A 14,339-nucleotide genomic window follows, 5' to 3' on the forward strand; every position below is an offset into this window, starting at 1 on the left:
TCTTGTACTTAAGATTTGACGGAGCCGACCATGATTCCTTTTACAAAATGCTTTTGCAGGAAAGGGTAAATGATAATAATCGGCAAGGTGGCGATGATGATGGTTGCCATTTTGATGCCTTCCGGCGATGTATGTGCAAGGGTGCTGTAGACGGCAGAACCTGGGTCGACGGAAATATCGTCACTCTCAAACAGCTTCTTGAGTGTTACCTGGATCGGCCACCAGGCCGGATCATTCAGATAATAAAGCGCGGTGGAATAGGCGTTCCAGTGGCCCACCGCATAGAAAATGCCGAGTGATGCCATGGCCGGTTTGGACAATGGGATGACGATACGCCAGATGATGCCGAATTCTCCACAGCCATCGATGCGGGCAGCGTCGATCAGTTCACCCGGTAGCTGTGCGAAGAACGAGCGCATGACGAAAAAGTTAAAGGCATTAATCGCTCCTGGCACAATCAGTACCAGCGGATTGTTGACCAGATGCAGTTCTTTCATCAAGATGAAGTTCGGAATGAGCGGCGCCGAGAATACAACGGTCACCAGGACAAACATGACGACTACAGAGCGTCCCTTGTACTCTGGACGGGAAACGGGATACGCCAGCGATGCCGTTGCAGCGAGATTGACCAGCGTACCAAACAGCGTCACACCAACGGATACCGCAAAGGCCCGCCAGAACGAAGCATCGCCGAATACATATTCATAATTGATCCAGGTAAAAGCAACAGGCCAGAAGCTGACCTTTCCGCCCATGATCGCTTCCGAGCTGCTAAGAGATTGAGCCAGCACATTAATGAAAGGCAGAATCATCGTCAACGAGAGCAGCGTAAGAAAAACGAGATTTCCAATGCGGAATATACGGTAACGGACACTGGGGGTATGCATCAATCTCGCCTCCTAGTACAGGCTTTCGCCGGTTGTTTTTTTGCTGAAAAAATTACCGAGTAGAACAAGCATCAAACCCACGACCGACTTGAACAACCCGATGGCCGTTGTATAGCTGTATTGCTGTGAGAGCAGGCCAGCTTTGTAGATATACGTATCGAGAATTTCACCCGATTCCAGATTGAGTGGATTCAGGAATACGAACACCCGCTCAAAGCCCAGATCGAGGAACTTTCCGATGTGCAGTAGCAACAAGATCATAATTGTCGGCAGTAATGATGGCAGAGTAATCGACCATATTTGCTTCAAACGTCCGGCTCCATCCACCTCTGCCGCCTCATACAGATCGGGATTAATTCCCGCAATGGCAGCCAGGAAAATAATTGTGCCGTAACCGGAATCCCGCCAAATCCCCGAACCGATCAGAATGGAACGAATGTAAGAGTCTTCTCCAAGAAAGTAGATCGGTTGCATGCCCAGAAATCCAAGTGCCTTGTTCACCACCCCGGCATCCATCGAGAAAATACCCATGAAGATACCACTAATGACGACCCAGGACAGAAAGTGAGGCATGTAAACAATCGTTTGCAACAAACGCTTAAACACAATCATGCGTACTTCATTCAGCAGAATGGCCAGTAAGATCGGAACCGGGAATGCAATCACCAGATCATATAGTCCGAGCAGAAGTGTGTTGTTGAGAATTCGTAAAAAGTCATAATGGCTGAACATCTTCTGGAAATGCTCCAGGCCTACCCAATCACTTCCGGTGATGCCTTTGAAAATGTTGTAGTTCTGAAAAGCAATGATCGAGCCGAACAGAGGCACATATTTGAAAAGGAAAAAATACAGGATGCCCGGTACGGAGAGCAGATATAGTATCCGGTATCGCCAAAGATAACGTCCCGCATCTCCGAGCCGAGTGCCCAGACCAGACGAGTGAAGTCTGGCTGTTCCCCGGCTTGGCGGCCCGATGTCCGCCGGCTTCACGTCTTCTCCCCTCCTTGCTTCTGTGATTGCATGGCTTTCAAATTATCAGGAACGTTCTCGTCCCATGGGATTTCATTGAATTCAACAGAAATATAATCTGGCTCACGGTCGATAATACGCGAGAGCTCGCGTGTGAACACCTCCACTATCTCCTGCTTTTGCTCATCCGTCCTGCCTTCATACAGCTTGATCGTAATTTCTGGCATCCGAGTTAAGCTCCCTTCACCATATAATGTAAACGCTTCAACAACCTCATCTTAGCGTTCCTGTGAGAGAGCAACAATGGACTGTCTTTTCGTTCACTTGTGTTTTCTTTAGGTGGGGATGATGGTAGAGGGCTAATATTTCGGATGGGCTTATGACAAACATCACTTCCTTCCTCCCCATTCAATGATACATTTGTTTACGACCAATTGACCAAATAAGTAATTCGGTCAACTCTGAGTTGTCTTTTATCATTGCATACGATCAGGAGGTGCATATGCCATGAAAACTATCGATCGAAGGCAGCAGGTCATTGACTCTGCTGAGAAATCGTTCGCGTTGTTTGGATACAAAGCCACCACAATGGAGCAAGTTGCGAGACTGGCCAATGTGGGCAAAGGTACGATCTATACTTTTTTCGAGAATAAGGAAGAACTGTTCGGAGAAATCCTCCACTCGATCATTACTGATATGAAGCGGATTACAGAGCAAACTGTGCAGGACGACAAACCATTTCTTGAGAACGTACACCAGAGCATGGACGCTTTGCTGGAGTATAGAGAGGAACATGAGCTGTTAATCAAGCTGTTTCAGGAGGTGAACGAGTTCGGCACGCCTCAGGCGAAAGAAGGTTTGCAGAAAGTAGAGACAGCCATTCTCGAATATTTAGAACGTCAAGTTCAGCGCGCCATGGAACTAGAGCAGATTCGTGAAGACGATCCCAGACTGGTCTCTTTTGTCCTGCTGAAGCTGTATGTCACCTTAACTTCCGATTGGAACAAAGCGCATCCTTCGCTGCATAAGGATCAGATCAAGGATTTCGTGGGCCTCTTTCTCAAAAGTGGACTATCCCCTACATAAAGAAAGATGTGAATATGAATCCTTTATCGATTAGAGATAGATATAGCAACCGAGTAGCGTAATGATGGGGAGAGAACATGATGAAATCATTCACTGTATTTGGGCAGGATTTGAAATCCGCCTTCAAGAAGCCAAAAGTATTTATTCCGATTCTCGTGGTGCTGTTCATTCCGGTACTGTATAGCGGTCTGTTCCTCAATGCGTTCTGGGACCCTTACGGCAAAATGAATGAACTGCCTGTCGCCGTGGTCAACACGGATCAGGGGGCAACCTACAATGACAAATCGCTGGAAGTCGGACAGAATCTGGTCGATGAATTGAAAAAAAGTGATGACTTCAACTGGCAATTTGTGACCCGAGAAGAAGCCGAGAAAGGCATGGAAGACAACACGTATTATATGACAATTGTTATTCCGGCGGATTTTTCCGCAAAAGCAACCACTCTGATGGATGACCATCCACAACCGGCAGAGCTGATCTATGAACCCAATGAAGGATACAACTTCCTAGCGGGGCAGATTGGCGGGACAGCGGTCAAACAGATTAAATCCAAAGTCTCGGCCAAAGTGACGGAATCGTATACTGAAACGTTGCTCGACCAGGTGGAGAAGATCTCTAGCGGTTTGGCGGATGCCGGAGATGGCGCAGGTCAAATTAATGAGGGTGCGGTTAAGCTGGATGAAGGTGCCTCGAAGCTGAAAGAGAACCTATCCAAACTGGCGGATGGAACCGACCAACTCGAAACAGGCATTGCCCCGTTAAAAGAAGGCACGGACACCTTAGCTCAGGGTATTGGTGAGCTTCATACGGGAGCCAGCTCCCTTTCCAATGGTTTGTCCCAATTGGCGGCAGCAGGTACGAAGCTTGGTGACGGAGCAGCACAGGCTGAAGCTGGCGGCAAAAAATTACAGGCTGGGATTCAATCTGCTCAGGAAGGAGCCGCAAAATTGGATGCTGGACTGGCAGCAACCGAGGAAGGCAGTGCCAAGCTGACCGCTGGATTGCAGACTTCAGTCGGAGGCAGTGGCAAAGTAAGTGAAGGTGCCAAGGCCGTTGCGCAAGGTCTTGTCCAATTAGCTGAAGCCAGTCCAGAGTTAGCTGCTAACCCGGCTGTACAGCAGTTGCTGGCAGCAAGCCAGGCCGTTGCCGCTGGTAGCGAACAGGTATATCAAGGTGGACAGCAATTGCTCGAAGGCAGCCAAAACCTGCAAGCTGCTCAACAGCAGCTGCACCAAGGCAGCAGCCAGTTAGTGCAGGGTGAGCAGCGGCTTCTAGAAGGAGCATCGCAATTATCCGCTGGACAGGTACAGCTTGCGACTGGCCTCCAGCAGTTCAACTCCAAGTTGTCTGAGGCTGCCGCTGGCGGAGCCAAACTTTCAGAGGGTTCGAGTCAATTAAACGCAGGTGCAGGAAAACTGGTTGATGGGTTGAACCAACTTTCAGACGGAATCACCACCATTGCAGACGGTTCCCGCAAGCTGGATGATGGCGCTGGAGATTTAAAAGAAGGTACCTCCAAATTGACCGACGGCTCTGGTGAGCTTGCCACCAAACTGAATGATGCCGCCGATCAAACGGGTAGTGTGAAAAAGACGGATGAACTCGTAACGATGTACGCAGAGCCCGTTCAGGTGGATGAACATAAACATAATGAAGTGCCCAACTATGGTACAGGATTCTCACCATACTTCCTGTCATTGGGACTGTTTGTCGGGGCGTTGATTGCAACGCTGGTTGTACCAACACGCAGCAGCTCGGTTACCGATGCGAGTGGCTGGAATCGTTTTGTGAGCAGAACGCTGGCTTTCACGATCATGAGTGCCGTGCAGTCCTTGCTCGCTTCCTGGCTTGTCTTGTCCGGCTTGGGCCTGGAAGTCCAAAGCGTGCCTTTGTTCCTTTTATTCAGTTTCGTTACCAGCCTGACCTTCATGTATATCATTCAGGCTCTGGTTACTTGGTTAGAGAATCCCGGCCGCTTCCTGGCGATTCTCATGTTAATCTTCCAACTCACCACCAGTGCAGGTACATTCCCGTTGGAGCTCATTCCGAACTGGCTGAAAGGATTCAATCCATGGCTGCCGATGACCTATTCTGTAACCGGGTATAAAGCTGTTATTTCGAGTGGACAGTTCAGTGTGGCGTGGGATCAGCTCGGAATTCTGTGCATCTTTGCTGTGATTGGCCTGACAGCTACCTTTGCCTATTTCATGGTGCATCGCACGAGTGAGGTCGAAGAAGTAAATAGTGAGGCAGTGCTTCACGTATAAGATGGAAAATAAAAAGCAAGGCATGTTGTAAGCAACGTCCTCGCCACAACAACAGCGGGTGTTTGCTTATACATGGCCTTGCTTTTTTAGTAAAGAGGCAATTTTTTATCCACTATCCTTATCATTCTAATATGTAGATATATCGGTGCTAACGTAGAAGAAGGCGGCAGCCAGGATGAACAAAATGATAATTGCATAAATCGCCGTGCCGATGATGCCACAGACGAGACCAGCAATAGCGAGTCCTCTTCCTTGTTCCATACGAAGCTTGATTTCTTTAAGAGAAATAGATGCAAATACGATAGCAACAATACCTATCAGAAATCCCAAGTATGGAATTATCACTGACAAAATCCCCAAGACAAGAGCTGCGATAGACTTGCTATTGGTTTTTGGTACTACATAAGGTGGTTGCGGAAGCGGATCGCTATAATAACGATCCACATCATTGTGACGTTGATCCAAAGGTAAATCCTCCCTGTTTATTAAGTAGTCTTATTATACTTGATTAACTGGAAAAATATGCTCCATTATTTGTAAATATTCCGATTTTATTAAAAAAATCCGGATCCATCGTCGACTTTCGTCGATCTAACGAATCCGGATCTCGTTAAATCCATATCTTAACTCATCTTAACCTCTACCCTTCCACTTCCACCCGCTGCAAGAACGTTCGCGTGCGCTCCAGCTTGGCATTGCCGAAGATCTGCTCCGGCGGACCCGCCTCGGCGATTTCGCCGTTATCCATGAAGAAGACGCGATCCGCAACATCGCGGGCAAAGCTCATCTCATGGGTGACGATCATCATCGTCATATTCTCCTGTGCCAGCTGCTTGATGACACGCAGCACTTCTCCGGTCAGCTCGGGATCGAGTGCCGAGGTCGGCTCGTCGAACAGCAGAATGTCGGGTTGCATCATCAGTGCGCGTGCAATCGCTACGCGCTGTTTCTGTCCACCGGACAGGTTAGCGGGATAAGCATCCGCCTTGTCAGACAGCCCTACTTTACCGAGCAACTCCAGACTTCGCTGCCGGATGATCGCTGAGCTTTCTTTTTTCAACGTCTTCGGTGCCAGTTCCAGATTCGCCTGTACCGTCAGATGCGGAAACAGGTTAAAATGCTGAAAGACCATGCCCATACGATCCGTAATCTTCCGAATATCCGCGGCACCTGCATACGATCCGTTCTCAGCCAGCGCCTGCCCTTGAATGCGAATAGTCCCACCTGAAATATCCTCAAGATGAATCAGGCTGCGCAGCATCGTACTTTTACCCGAACCGGAAGGTCCGATCACGGCAATGACCTCACCCGGCTCCACGTTGAACGTTACCTGCTTCAGCACATCAAGTGTGCCGAATGATTTTCTTATTTGATTCACTTCTATAATATGTGTCATATGCAGACAGTCCTTTAATTGATGAGATTGGATAACTTCATAAACTTCTGTTCCGTTCGTTTTTACTCAAATGTATAACGTTTCTCCAGTGCCTTGAAGAACAAGGTGAGTACCATGGTCAGCAACAAATAAATAATACCTGCAACCAGGAACGGCGTCAGACGGAAATCCCGGTTTACTGCGGCCTGTGCATAATGGAGCAACTCGGGTACGGCAACTGCATACAGCAACGCCGTATCTTTAATTAACGTAATGGACTCGTTCGCCGTCGCAGGCAGTACAACCCGGATCATCTGCGGGATGATGACTTTCGTCATCGTCTGCCATTTGCTTAGACCCAGTACCTGTGCAGCTTCATGTTGTCCTTTATCAATCGAGAGCAATCCACCTCTGAAAATCTCGGCAAAGTACGCACCATAATTCAAAATAAAGGCCAACGCTGCCGCCGTAAAGCGGTCAAATACAAGATACTCCCCTACCCCTGGAAGCAGCGGCAGACCGAAGCAAAAGAACAACAGTTGAAGCATAAGCGGCGTGCCCCGCATCACATATACGTACGTATGAGCGATCCATGCCAACGGCTTGAATCGGCTTTTCATCAATAAGGTTACTCCAAATCCAAGTGGTACAGACACTATAATGGCCAGCAAAAATAAAAAGATCGTGGTCTGTGCCCCTTCAAGCATGGGCTTCATGACGCCCAACAAATACTCCCAGCTCATCGCAATCGGCTCCTCTAATCTGTTAACCCCGCATTCCGCAGGAGAGTTGCTCCTTTTTGGAATCCGGGGTCATGTTGTTTACTACATATGTCAGGCAAGTGGCCTGATCCTATTTCAAAACTTCATCTTCACCAAACCATTTGGTGGAAATCTCGGCCGCTGTGCCATCGGTATTCAGCTCATCCAATGCTTTTTGCAGCTGATTCAGCAGTTCTTCATTGCCTTTTTTCACACCAATGCCGTATTGTTCCGGAGCAAGGGATTCATCCAGCAGTTTGAACGTTCCCTCTTCCTTGGACATGTAATATCTCGCGACCACTTCGTCGATGATGACAGCATCCAAACGTTTCGTCTTGAGATCGGTCAGGGCCAGTACGTTGTCCGGGAATTCGGAAGCATTCACTTTATCCTTCAGAGGACTTGCCGCGAGTGCATCTGCCGCAGAAGACAAGGCCTGCAATCCTACATTTTTGCCATCCAGTTCATCCAGCTTCGTAATCGGTGAGTCCGCGAGTGTGACTGCAACCTGACTGTTCTCCAGATATGGCTTCGTGAACAGCACTTTATCTTTCCGCTCATCCGTAATTGTGTACCCGTTCCAGATCAGGTCGATGCGGCCGCTGTTCAACTCCGATTCTTTGGAAGACCAATCAATGGGCTGGAACGTAATTTCTTTACCCATTTTCTCTGCTGCCGCTCTGGCATAGTCAATATCAAAACCAACAATTTCATTCTTGTCGTCCCGGAAGCCCATTGGAGCGAATTTATCATCTATCCCCACAATAATGGCATTATCATCTTTGCTTCCCGAGCTGGAACATCCCGCAACAACAATCATGCATATGCTGATCAATAATAGAAATATCGCTTGTTTTCTCATCTCTCTAACCCCTCCATGTCTATAACCAAAACCCAAACGCTTTAGTTCGTTACCACGTTATCAGAGTCTTATAATAACATAGCATAGGAGAAGAGTCGAGCCTCTTACCTTTTCCTTATCTTTGAACCAACTTAATTGTCAACAATTTGTGAAAAAGCCTCGTTCACTTGCGCGGGCTCCACCAGCTTCTTACGCACCAATGTATCCCACTCCTTAGGTTCCTGAAGGTTCTTCAATTCCGTTCCAGCCCATTGCTGGGCAGCCTCACGGCTCAAAGTATATTGAACATCCTCCAATGAATAAAGCACATGCTCCAAATTATCAATCCATACAAAATTGGCAGCAGCATTATAAACAAGTATTCGTTCCAACTCTTCGGGCTTCATCTCGCTGGTATCTATCCTGTAATTGATTTGAGCCGTAAATGTCTCTGGAACCAACTGATACCCATTCAATCGGCCGTTTAGAGGCAAGGCTTGATTCAAATGGCTGAGATTAGAGAAGTCGCCCATATAAGGACTGCGATATTTCGCCAATGCCGCAAAATCATGGGTCAACGGATCTTGCTGCTCTGCTTCATACTGCGATTGCTTCGCCTCTATTCTGGGATTAACGACGCCCTCAACCACAATAACACCAAAAATGCCGAGCATGACCAATGCAATAATCCATTTATTCTTTCCCGTCATACGACATCACCTGCCTCATACTTGCCCACGATCCGATACGCCCTCTGCACGATCAAAGGGATAATAATACTTAATAAAGGTATGGCAAAGGCAATCGCGATTACCGTAAATTGATAGGGCCCCTCTACCTGAATCGGTCGACTATACCAGATGTTGCTTCCAAATCGCAGCGCCGCCTGTGTACCCCATAACACAACGATGAGCCCTGCCCATAACCACCACACTCTGCGCGTCCATTGCAAGAACACAGGTGTACGAATAACGGTAGTGTCTTCTGGATCAGTCGAAGTATTTCTATTTTTCATCATGTAAAATACATACGCTCCACCAACAATCACACTCATGATCATAAGCAAGTTGTTAATGGTTGCGCCCTGGACCATGACTCTCATTGGAATCGTAATGATCCAGGCAATAAGACTATAGATCAAGGCAGACTGCAACACCGCCGTCCAATAAGGAACGCGTCGAACTCTGCGATGATCACTCATGATCTGATCCATGCCAACCACATGCTGAATGGCAGTCTGAAAAGCCTGATCCTCGTCCATCCCCTGCTCCATATAATCTTCAATTCGTGCAGCGAGATTACTGTGAATCTCTTCTTTTAACTCCTGATTAGCTAATGTATCCTGCGCATGATTGAACAGACGATTCACATGGCGGGTAATGCGAGCTTCCAATGTCATATCCCTTCATCTCCCTTTTCCCCGGAAATAATCATGCAGTCAATCAATGTTTTGGCTGCGTGCCAAGCGTGAACTTGCTGTGTGTAAGCTTCCTGCCCCTGTGTTGTAATCCGGTAATATTTGCGTCGTCCTCCCTGGGTCTCTTCCCCCCAGTAGGATTCCACATATCCACTCTTCTCCAGCCTTTTCAGACTGGAATAGAGTGTCGGTTCCTTTAATTCAAACCGTTCTCCACTCTTGCGATAAATTTCCTTAATAATGCTATAGCCGTAGTTATCCTTCGGTATAAGTACACTCAGAATAATGGGGTCAATGTTGCCTCGAATCAGGTCACTGTTAATCGCTTGTTCATCCATCTGCCAGCTTCACCGACTTTCTTCAATCCTAGGTATACTATAAGACATATTACTATGTCTGTAAAGGTAATATGTATCGCATGGTAAATATACATTTCAATGAGCAACATTCCTCTCTTGTTCTTCGTCTGGAAGATATTAGGGAGGTGGGTAAAATAAAATTTATCATTACTATAAGAACGTTGGCTTCACTCGTGTTCCTTACAACTTTGCTGATATTATCCGGCTGTAATCCTACTCCAAGTAACGGCACAAACGAACCTCCCTCTCTCCCATCGCCAGATACAAAGGAAGCTGAATTGAGTTCACTAGAGGAGAACGCTAAGGAATCTGGACCCAACTTACCCCAGGAACTGCCTACGCCAACTATCCAGAGCGAAAGCGGCATCTCTATTCCAGCTGTACAGGGCAGTTATTGCTGGGGAGGTATGTGTGCTGACTATGCAGGTGATGTGGAATTGCTGGAAGGTAAAGTACCTGTCTCGGTGTTGGTGGGCGAGAACATATCTATTAACTTGAGTACGGATGTACCGCCTAACGAATTCACTCTGGTTGAATATGTGAACGGGGAGGCACGTCCCATCTCTTTCCGAGAAGGATCATTCCAGTTTGCACAGGAAAAAGGTACTCATTATTATGGAGCCTTTATCGGCTGGTCTTCCCCAAAAAATTCGCAGGTTTCCTTGGGTGATTCCTCTTTTGCCTTTGTAATCCGTGGTGTCGAAAAAAAATAGAACCAAACAAGGCCCCTCCAATTTCGGAGAGGCCCTACTCATTTTTATCTATTGCTGCACTTTCTCGCGGTCTTTCCCTTTATCCGATTCACCCGCATTTTTGTTGGCGGCATCGCGATCCTGCTGCATCTCCTCAACGGTTTTCACTTTGAGACGTGCAGCACCTTCATATTCCTTCGTTGGAATCAGGTTGCCTGCAGCAAGTCTTGCTTCTGCCGCAGCAATCGCATCACCATATTGTGGCAACCATTCGGCTTGGGCGACCAGCATCTCGTCAACCATTTGCCAGATCTCTTTTGGATTACATACCGCACCTACGAGTGGGTCCATCATGAACGCCTGACGCAATAGTTTGTCGTCACCATGTACCGCAGCTTCAACCGCAAGCCGTTGTACGGAAATGCTCACATTACACACGGCAGCCGGGCCGAGTGGCAGGTCGCCTACATGTGGCATCGAAATGCCGTTACGGTCCACATATCCCGGTGCTTCGATGATCGCATCATCCGGCAGATTGGAGATCACACCGTTATTGACGGTATTGAAGTGTCCGCGGTATACGCGTCCCGTTTCCAACCCTTCTATAATGTAGGAACCATGTTCTCCACCTCGTTTTTCCGGGGCAAATTGCATCGGTTCATCCTTCATCCAGTTCGGGAAATCAGTCTCAAACCAATTTCTGCCCTCTGTACACACACGCAAATATCCACCTGTCTCGCCATTAATCCAGCTGTCCAGATCAATCCATTCCTTGATCTCCTCTGGACGTTTGCGGTACCAAGGCACATATTCGCTTAGGTGACCATTCGATTCCGTACTGTAATAACCAAATCGGCGCAGCATATCAATCCGCACTTTCTCGGTACGGCTATACTCTGGATGTTTCTCGAAGGCTTCGAGCAAATCACCCGTAAGGTCTTTACCTTCATGGGATGCCTTGATGTACCAGGTCTGATGATTAATCCCGGCACATACGATATCCACTTCATTCATTTTCAGTCCAAACGCTTCAGCAATCTGGTGATGCCCGTGCTGTACGCCGTGACATAGTCCAATCGTGTTAACACCGCCATACTTGTTGCAGGCCCAAGTTAGCATAGCCATTGGGTTGGAATAATTGAGGAGCAGCACATCCGGTGCGCTTTGCTCACGAATATCTTTACAGATGTCGAGCATCTCAGCAATTCCGCGCTGGCCGTACATAATCCCACCTGCACACAACGTATCGCCAACACATTGATCTACCCCATATTTGAGCGGAATATCCACATCGGTTGCAAAAGCTTCCAACCCGCCCACACGGATTGTACACAGTACATACTTCGCGTCCTTGAGCGCTTCTCTCCGGTCTGTTGTCGGCTGAATCTGAATATTCAGTCCATTCTCGCGAATATCGCGCTGACACAGCTCCGTAACCATGTCCAGATTGTGCTGATTGATATCACAGAACGCAATCTCAATATTGTTGAATTCAGGTACCGCGAGTAAATCCCGCAGCAACCCCCGGGTAAATCCGATACTACCTGCCCCGATAAATGCCACTTTAAACGACATGCACAGTTCCTCCCGTAATCCGAAACGATTGGCTTCGGTTAATGACTTCATTCAGTAACACTTGCATTGAATTGAAGTTGCCTGATGAAATCATTGTAACAACGGTACATAAGGAAGCGTTATCAAAATCATGACCAGTTCACGAAGTAGCTGTCAAAAATCCTCACTTTTGTGTCCGAAGATCATCCAGCCTATCCTGCTCAGATAAAAACAGAGTATCTATTCCCCCTATTATTCCAGTGGATAATGACTGACATGTCGCTCCATCGAGGAACGGAATTCAACCGGAGTTCGGCCTGTATATTTCTTGAACAACATATGAAAATACTGTCTGCTCCCCACGCCCACGTAATCGGAAATTTCGGAGATTGGAATATCGGTCTGTTGCAGCAGCATCTTCGCCTTTTCCATTCGGAGCATCGTGAGATAATCGGTAGGCGTGCGCTTCGTGTATTGGCGAAAAATACGGTGCAAATAGCCTGGATGCAGATTCACCGCTGCCGCGATATCCTTCATTTGAATATTGCGATCCATATTGTGATGCATGAATTCAATCGTCCGTTTCACGTACAGTTCCGTCTGATCCAACGCACTTCGGTTGATTTCCCCGCGAAGTCGTGCGACCCGCACCAGCAGTTGGATAAACAACGTGCGTACCAGCGTACCTTGTTCAGGCGACTTTAGATCACGGGATTCGCGATGATGAGAGCGTTCCTCCGGCGGAATAATCCGCATAGGTGCAGAAGATCGTCCCTGCTCCATCAGTCCACGCTGATCCAGCTCCAGCACTAGGCTTTTCATAATGTGGTACACCTCTTCCGGGTCAGGCAAAACCAGATAAGGCGTGGCTTGTGCTAGAAAAGCATGGACTTCCTCCTCTTCCAGTGCGAGCTGGCGAATGGAAGGCTGGCCTGGCTGCGATCTGGAAACTCCAAATTCCACATTGAGCATGCGGCACGGGACGCCATCCTCTACCAGCAGACGGTGTGGAACCCCCGCGTCCAGCAGAATGAACTGCCCTTTTTTCAATACTGCCTGTTCCGAGCTGCCATCCTGCATCTGTACATCGACCCGGCACATTCCCGAAATAATGTACATGATCTCCGTGGAATCATGATCGTGATAGGACATCTGGTAGTTGTCCCATTGCTTGTAATAATACGCGTAGAAACGCGGTCCATAATCCTCCATGCGCAGTTTCTCCTGAAACAGACTGCCTGTCCAATGTTTTGCTTCCAATGCCTGCACCTCCGTTGCTGCAACGATCCTCACTTTTCTCCATTGTAGCAATTCTCAGCGATGTATTTCACCCGTGCAAATGAAAAAACATTGCGATCATAAATTAGATGATTATATAATTAGCTATAAATCTAATTAATTTTGTTTTATCCAATCTATAATAAGGAGGTCTTGATACTATGAAAACTACATTTTATCTGGTGAGGCATGCATTAAAAGAAAAGCGTATCGGTGATGTTCCCATTACATCCGAAGGAGTAGCACAAGCTAAGTCGACAGCACTTCATTTGGCTAACGTACCTGTCACCAAAATCATTGCAAGCCCACTTCGAAGAGCGATCGACACTGCGACGCATATTGCTCACCAAACAAACGTTACAGTGATGGAAGAACCGCGTCTGCGGGAACGCGCCAACTGGGGTGACCTGCCTGAACAAACCTTTGAAGAATTCATCGCGATGTGGGACAGATGCACAATTGATCCAAACTACCTCCCACCTGTGGGTGATTCCTCTAAGCAGGCAGGCGAACGTTTGGCCTCTTTCCTAACGGAATTGACGAATGTAGTGCCACCAGATAGCCACATCGTTATCGTTACTCATGGCGGGTTAATTACGGATTTTCTAGTAAACTCATTCCCAGAGCATGAACTTAACGTCTGGCATCCTGATTTTATCGCCATGCAAAGTCAGCTGATTCCCGAATGCTCCATCACCACATTGATTCATGAAAACGGGAAGTACACCATTCAAGATTTTGCATCTGTAGCACATTTGGAAGGATGATTCCGTCTGTTGCTTCAGTATACCCATATCAAAAAAACTCCGGGTAACCTCCCGTACGCCTAACGCACTGAGGTTACTCCAGAGCT

16 protein-coding genes are annotated in these 14,339 nt (G+C 47.6%); 4 read left to right on the top strand and 12 right to left on the bottom strand.

The window, feature by feature from the left end; translation table 11 throughout:
• Positions 1-8: 8 nt before the first annotated feature.
• The 3 genes from gpAD87_RS20990 to gpAD87_RS21000 are packed head-to-tail and all read right to left on the bottom strand — an operon-like array spanning position 9 to position 2,083.
• Complete coding sequence (locus tag gpAD87_RS20990) at positions 9-887, bottom strand: carbohydrate ABC transporter permease (RefSeq protein WP_064640391.1); 879 nt, start codon at positions 885-887, stop codon at positions 9-11.
• Positions 888-899: 12 nt separating this feature from the next.
• On the bottom strand, positions 900-1,817 hold the full coding sequence (locus gpAD87_RS20995; protein ID WP_063567852.1) for an ABC transporter permease: 918 nt from the start codon (positions 1,815-1,817) through the stop codon (positions 900-902).
• A gap of 56 nt (positions 1,818-1,873) precedes the next feature.
• Positions 1,874-2,083, bottom strand: a complete 210-nt coding sequence (locus gpAD87_RS21000; RefSeq protein ID WP_064640394.1) for a tautomerase family protein — start codon at positions 2,081-2,083, stop codon at positions 1,874-1,876.
• A 280-nt stretch (positions 2,084-2,363) separates the two neighbouring features.
• On the opposite strand from gpAD87_RS21000, the gene gpAD87_RS21005 reads away from it, so the two are divergent.
• Complete coding sequence (locus tag gpAD87_RS21005; protein ID WP_063567826.1) at positions 2,364-2,942, top strand: TetR/AcrR family transcriptional regulator; 579 nt, start codon at positions 2,364-2,366, stop codon at positions 2,940-2,942.
• 80 nt (positions 2,943-3,022) lie between these two features.
• Positions 3,023-5,209: a YhgE/Pip domain-containing protein gene (locus gpAD87_RS21010; protein WP_064640396.1), complete on the top strand. Its 2,187-nt coding sequence runs from the start codon at positions 3,023-3,025 to the stop codon at positions 5,207-5,209.
• Positions 5,210-5,335: 126 nt separating this feature from the next.
• Here the strand turns inward: gpAD87_RS21010 and gpAD87_RS21015 are convergent, their stop codons facing one another.
• The 7 genes from gpAD87_RS21015 to gpAD87_RS21045 form a co-directional block, all read right to left on the bottom strand.
• Entirely contained in the window at positions 5,336-5,674 is a 339-nt protein-coding gene (locus gpAD87_RS21015) for a DUF4190 domain-containing protein (RefSeq protein ID WP_082935206.1), read from the bottom strand.
• A 175-nt stretch (positions 5,675-5,849) separates the two neighbouring features.
• Positions 5,850-6,605 (bottom strand): amino acid ABC transporter ATP-binding protein, encoded by a 756-nt coding sequence (locus tag gpAD87_RS21020; RefSeq protein ID WP_064640399.1) that lies wholly within the window; start codon positions 6,603-6,605, stop codon positions 5,850-5,852.
• 62 nt (positions 6,606-6,667) lie between these two features.
• On the bottom strand, positions 6,668-7,327 hold the full coding sequence (locus gpAD87_RS21025; RefSeq protein ID WP_064640401.1) for an amino acid ABC transporter permease: 660 nt from the start codon (positions 7,325-7,327) through the stop codon (positions 6,668-6,670).
• Between the two features lie 109 nt (positions 7,328-7,436).
• Positions 7,437-8,207 carry an amino acid ABC transporter substrate-binding protein gene (locus gpAD87_RS21030; RefSeq protein WP_064640403.1) on the bottom strand — a complete coding sequence of 257 codons (771 nt, stop codon included), beginning with the start codon at positions 8,205-8,207 and terminating at the stop codon, positions 7,437-7,439.
• Between the two features lie 131 nt (positions 8,208-8,338).
• A complete protein-coding gene (locus gpAD87_RS21035; RefSeq protein WP_064640405.1) occupies positions 8,339-8,896 on the bottom strand; it encodes a DUF4825 domain-containing protein in 558 nt (185 codons plus the stop codon).
• The gene (locus gpAD87_RS21040) at positions 8,893-9,585 is read right to left on the bottom strand and encodes a permease prefix domain 1-containing protein (protein WP_064640407.1); all 693 of its coding nucleotides are present in this window, start codon (positions 9,583-9,585) and stop codon (positions 8,893-8,895) included. The genes gpAD87_RS21035 and gpAD87_RS21040 overlap by 4 nt, the downstream gene beginning before the upstream one ends.
• On the bottom strand, positions 9,582-9,941 hold the full coding sequence (locus tag gpAD87_RS21045) for a PadR family transcriptional regulator (RefSeq protein ID WP_064640409.1): 360 nt from the start codon (positions 9,939-9,941) through the stop codon (positions 9,582-9,584). The genes gpAD87_RS21040 and gpAD87_RS21045 overlap by 4 nt, the downstream gene beginning before the upstream one ends.
• A gap of 299 nt (positions 9,942-10,240) precedes the next feature.
• On the opposite strand from gpAD87_RS21045, the gene gpAD87_RS21050 reads away from it, so the two are divergent.
• Positions 10,241-10,675, top strand: a complete 435-nt coding sequence (locus gpAD87_RS21050) for a hypothetical protein (protein ID WP_064640411.1) — start codon at positions 10,241-10,243, stop codon at positions 10,673-10,675.
• Positions 10,676-10,723: 48 nt separating this feature from the next.
• Here gpAD87_RS21050 and gpAD87_RS21055 read toward each other — a convergent pair whose 3' ends face one another.
• Positions 10,724-12,229, bottom strand: a complete 1,506-nt coding sequence (locus tag gpAD87_RS21055) for an alpha-glucosidase/alpha-galactosidase (protein WP_064640413.1) — start codon at positions 12,227-12,229, stop codon at positions 10,724-10,726.
• A 231-nt stretch (positions 12,230-12,460) separates the two neighbouring features.
• Positions 12,461-13,420, bottom strand: coding sequence for an AraC family transcriptional regulator (locus gpAD87_RS21060; RefSeq protein ID WP_064641096.1), 960 nt, complete (start codon positions 13,418-13,420; stop codon positions 12,461-12,463).
• A 227-nt stretch (positions 13,421-13,647) separates the two neighbouring features.
• Between gpAD87_RS21060 and gpAD87_RS21065 the strand changes: the two genes are divergently transcribed.
• Positions 13,648-14,253: a histidine phosphatase family protein gene (locus gpAD87_RS21065; protein ID WP_064640415.1), complete on the top strand. Its 606-nt coding sequence runs from the start codon at positions 13,648-13,650 to the stop codon at positions 14,251-14,253.
• Positions 14,254-14,339 lie beyond the last annotated feature (86 nt).

The sequence above is a fragment of the Paenibacillus sp. AD87 genome, from assembly GCF_001659845.1.
In the GTDB taxonomy this organism is placed as follows: domain Bacteria; phylum Bacillota; class Bacilli; order Paenibacillales; family Paenibacillaceae; genus Paenibacillus; species Paenibacillus marchantiae.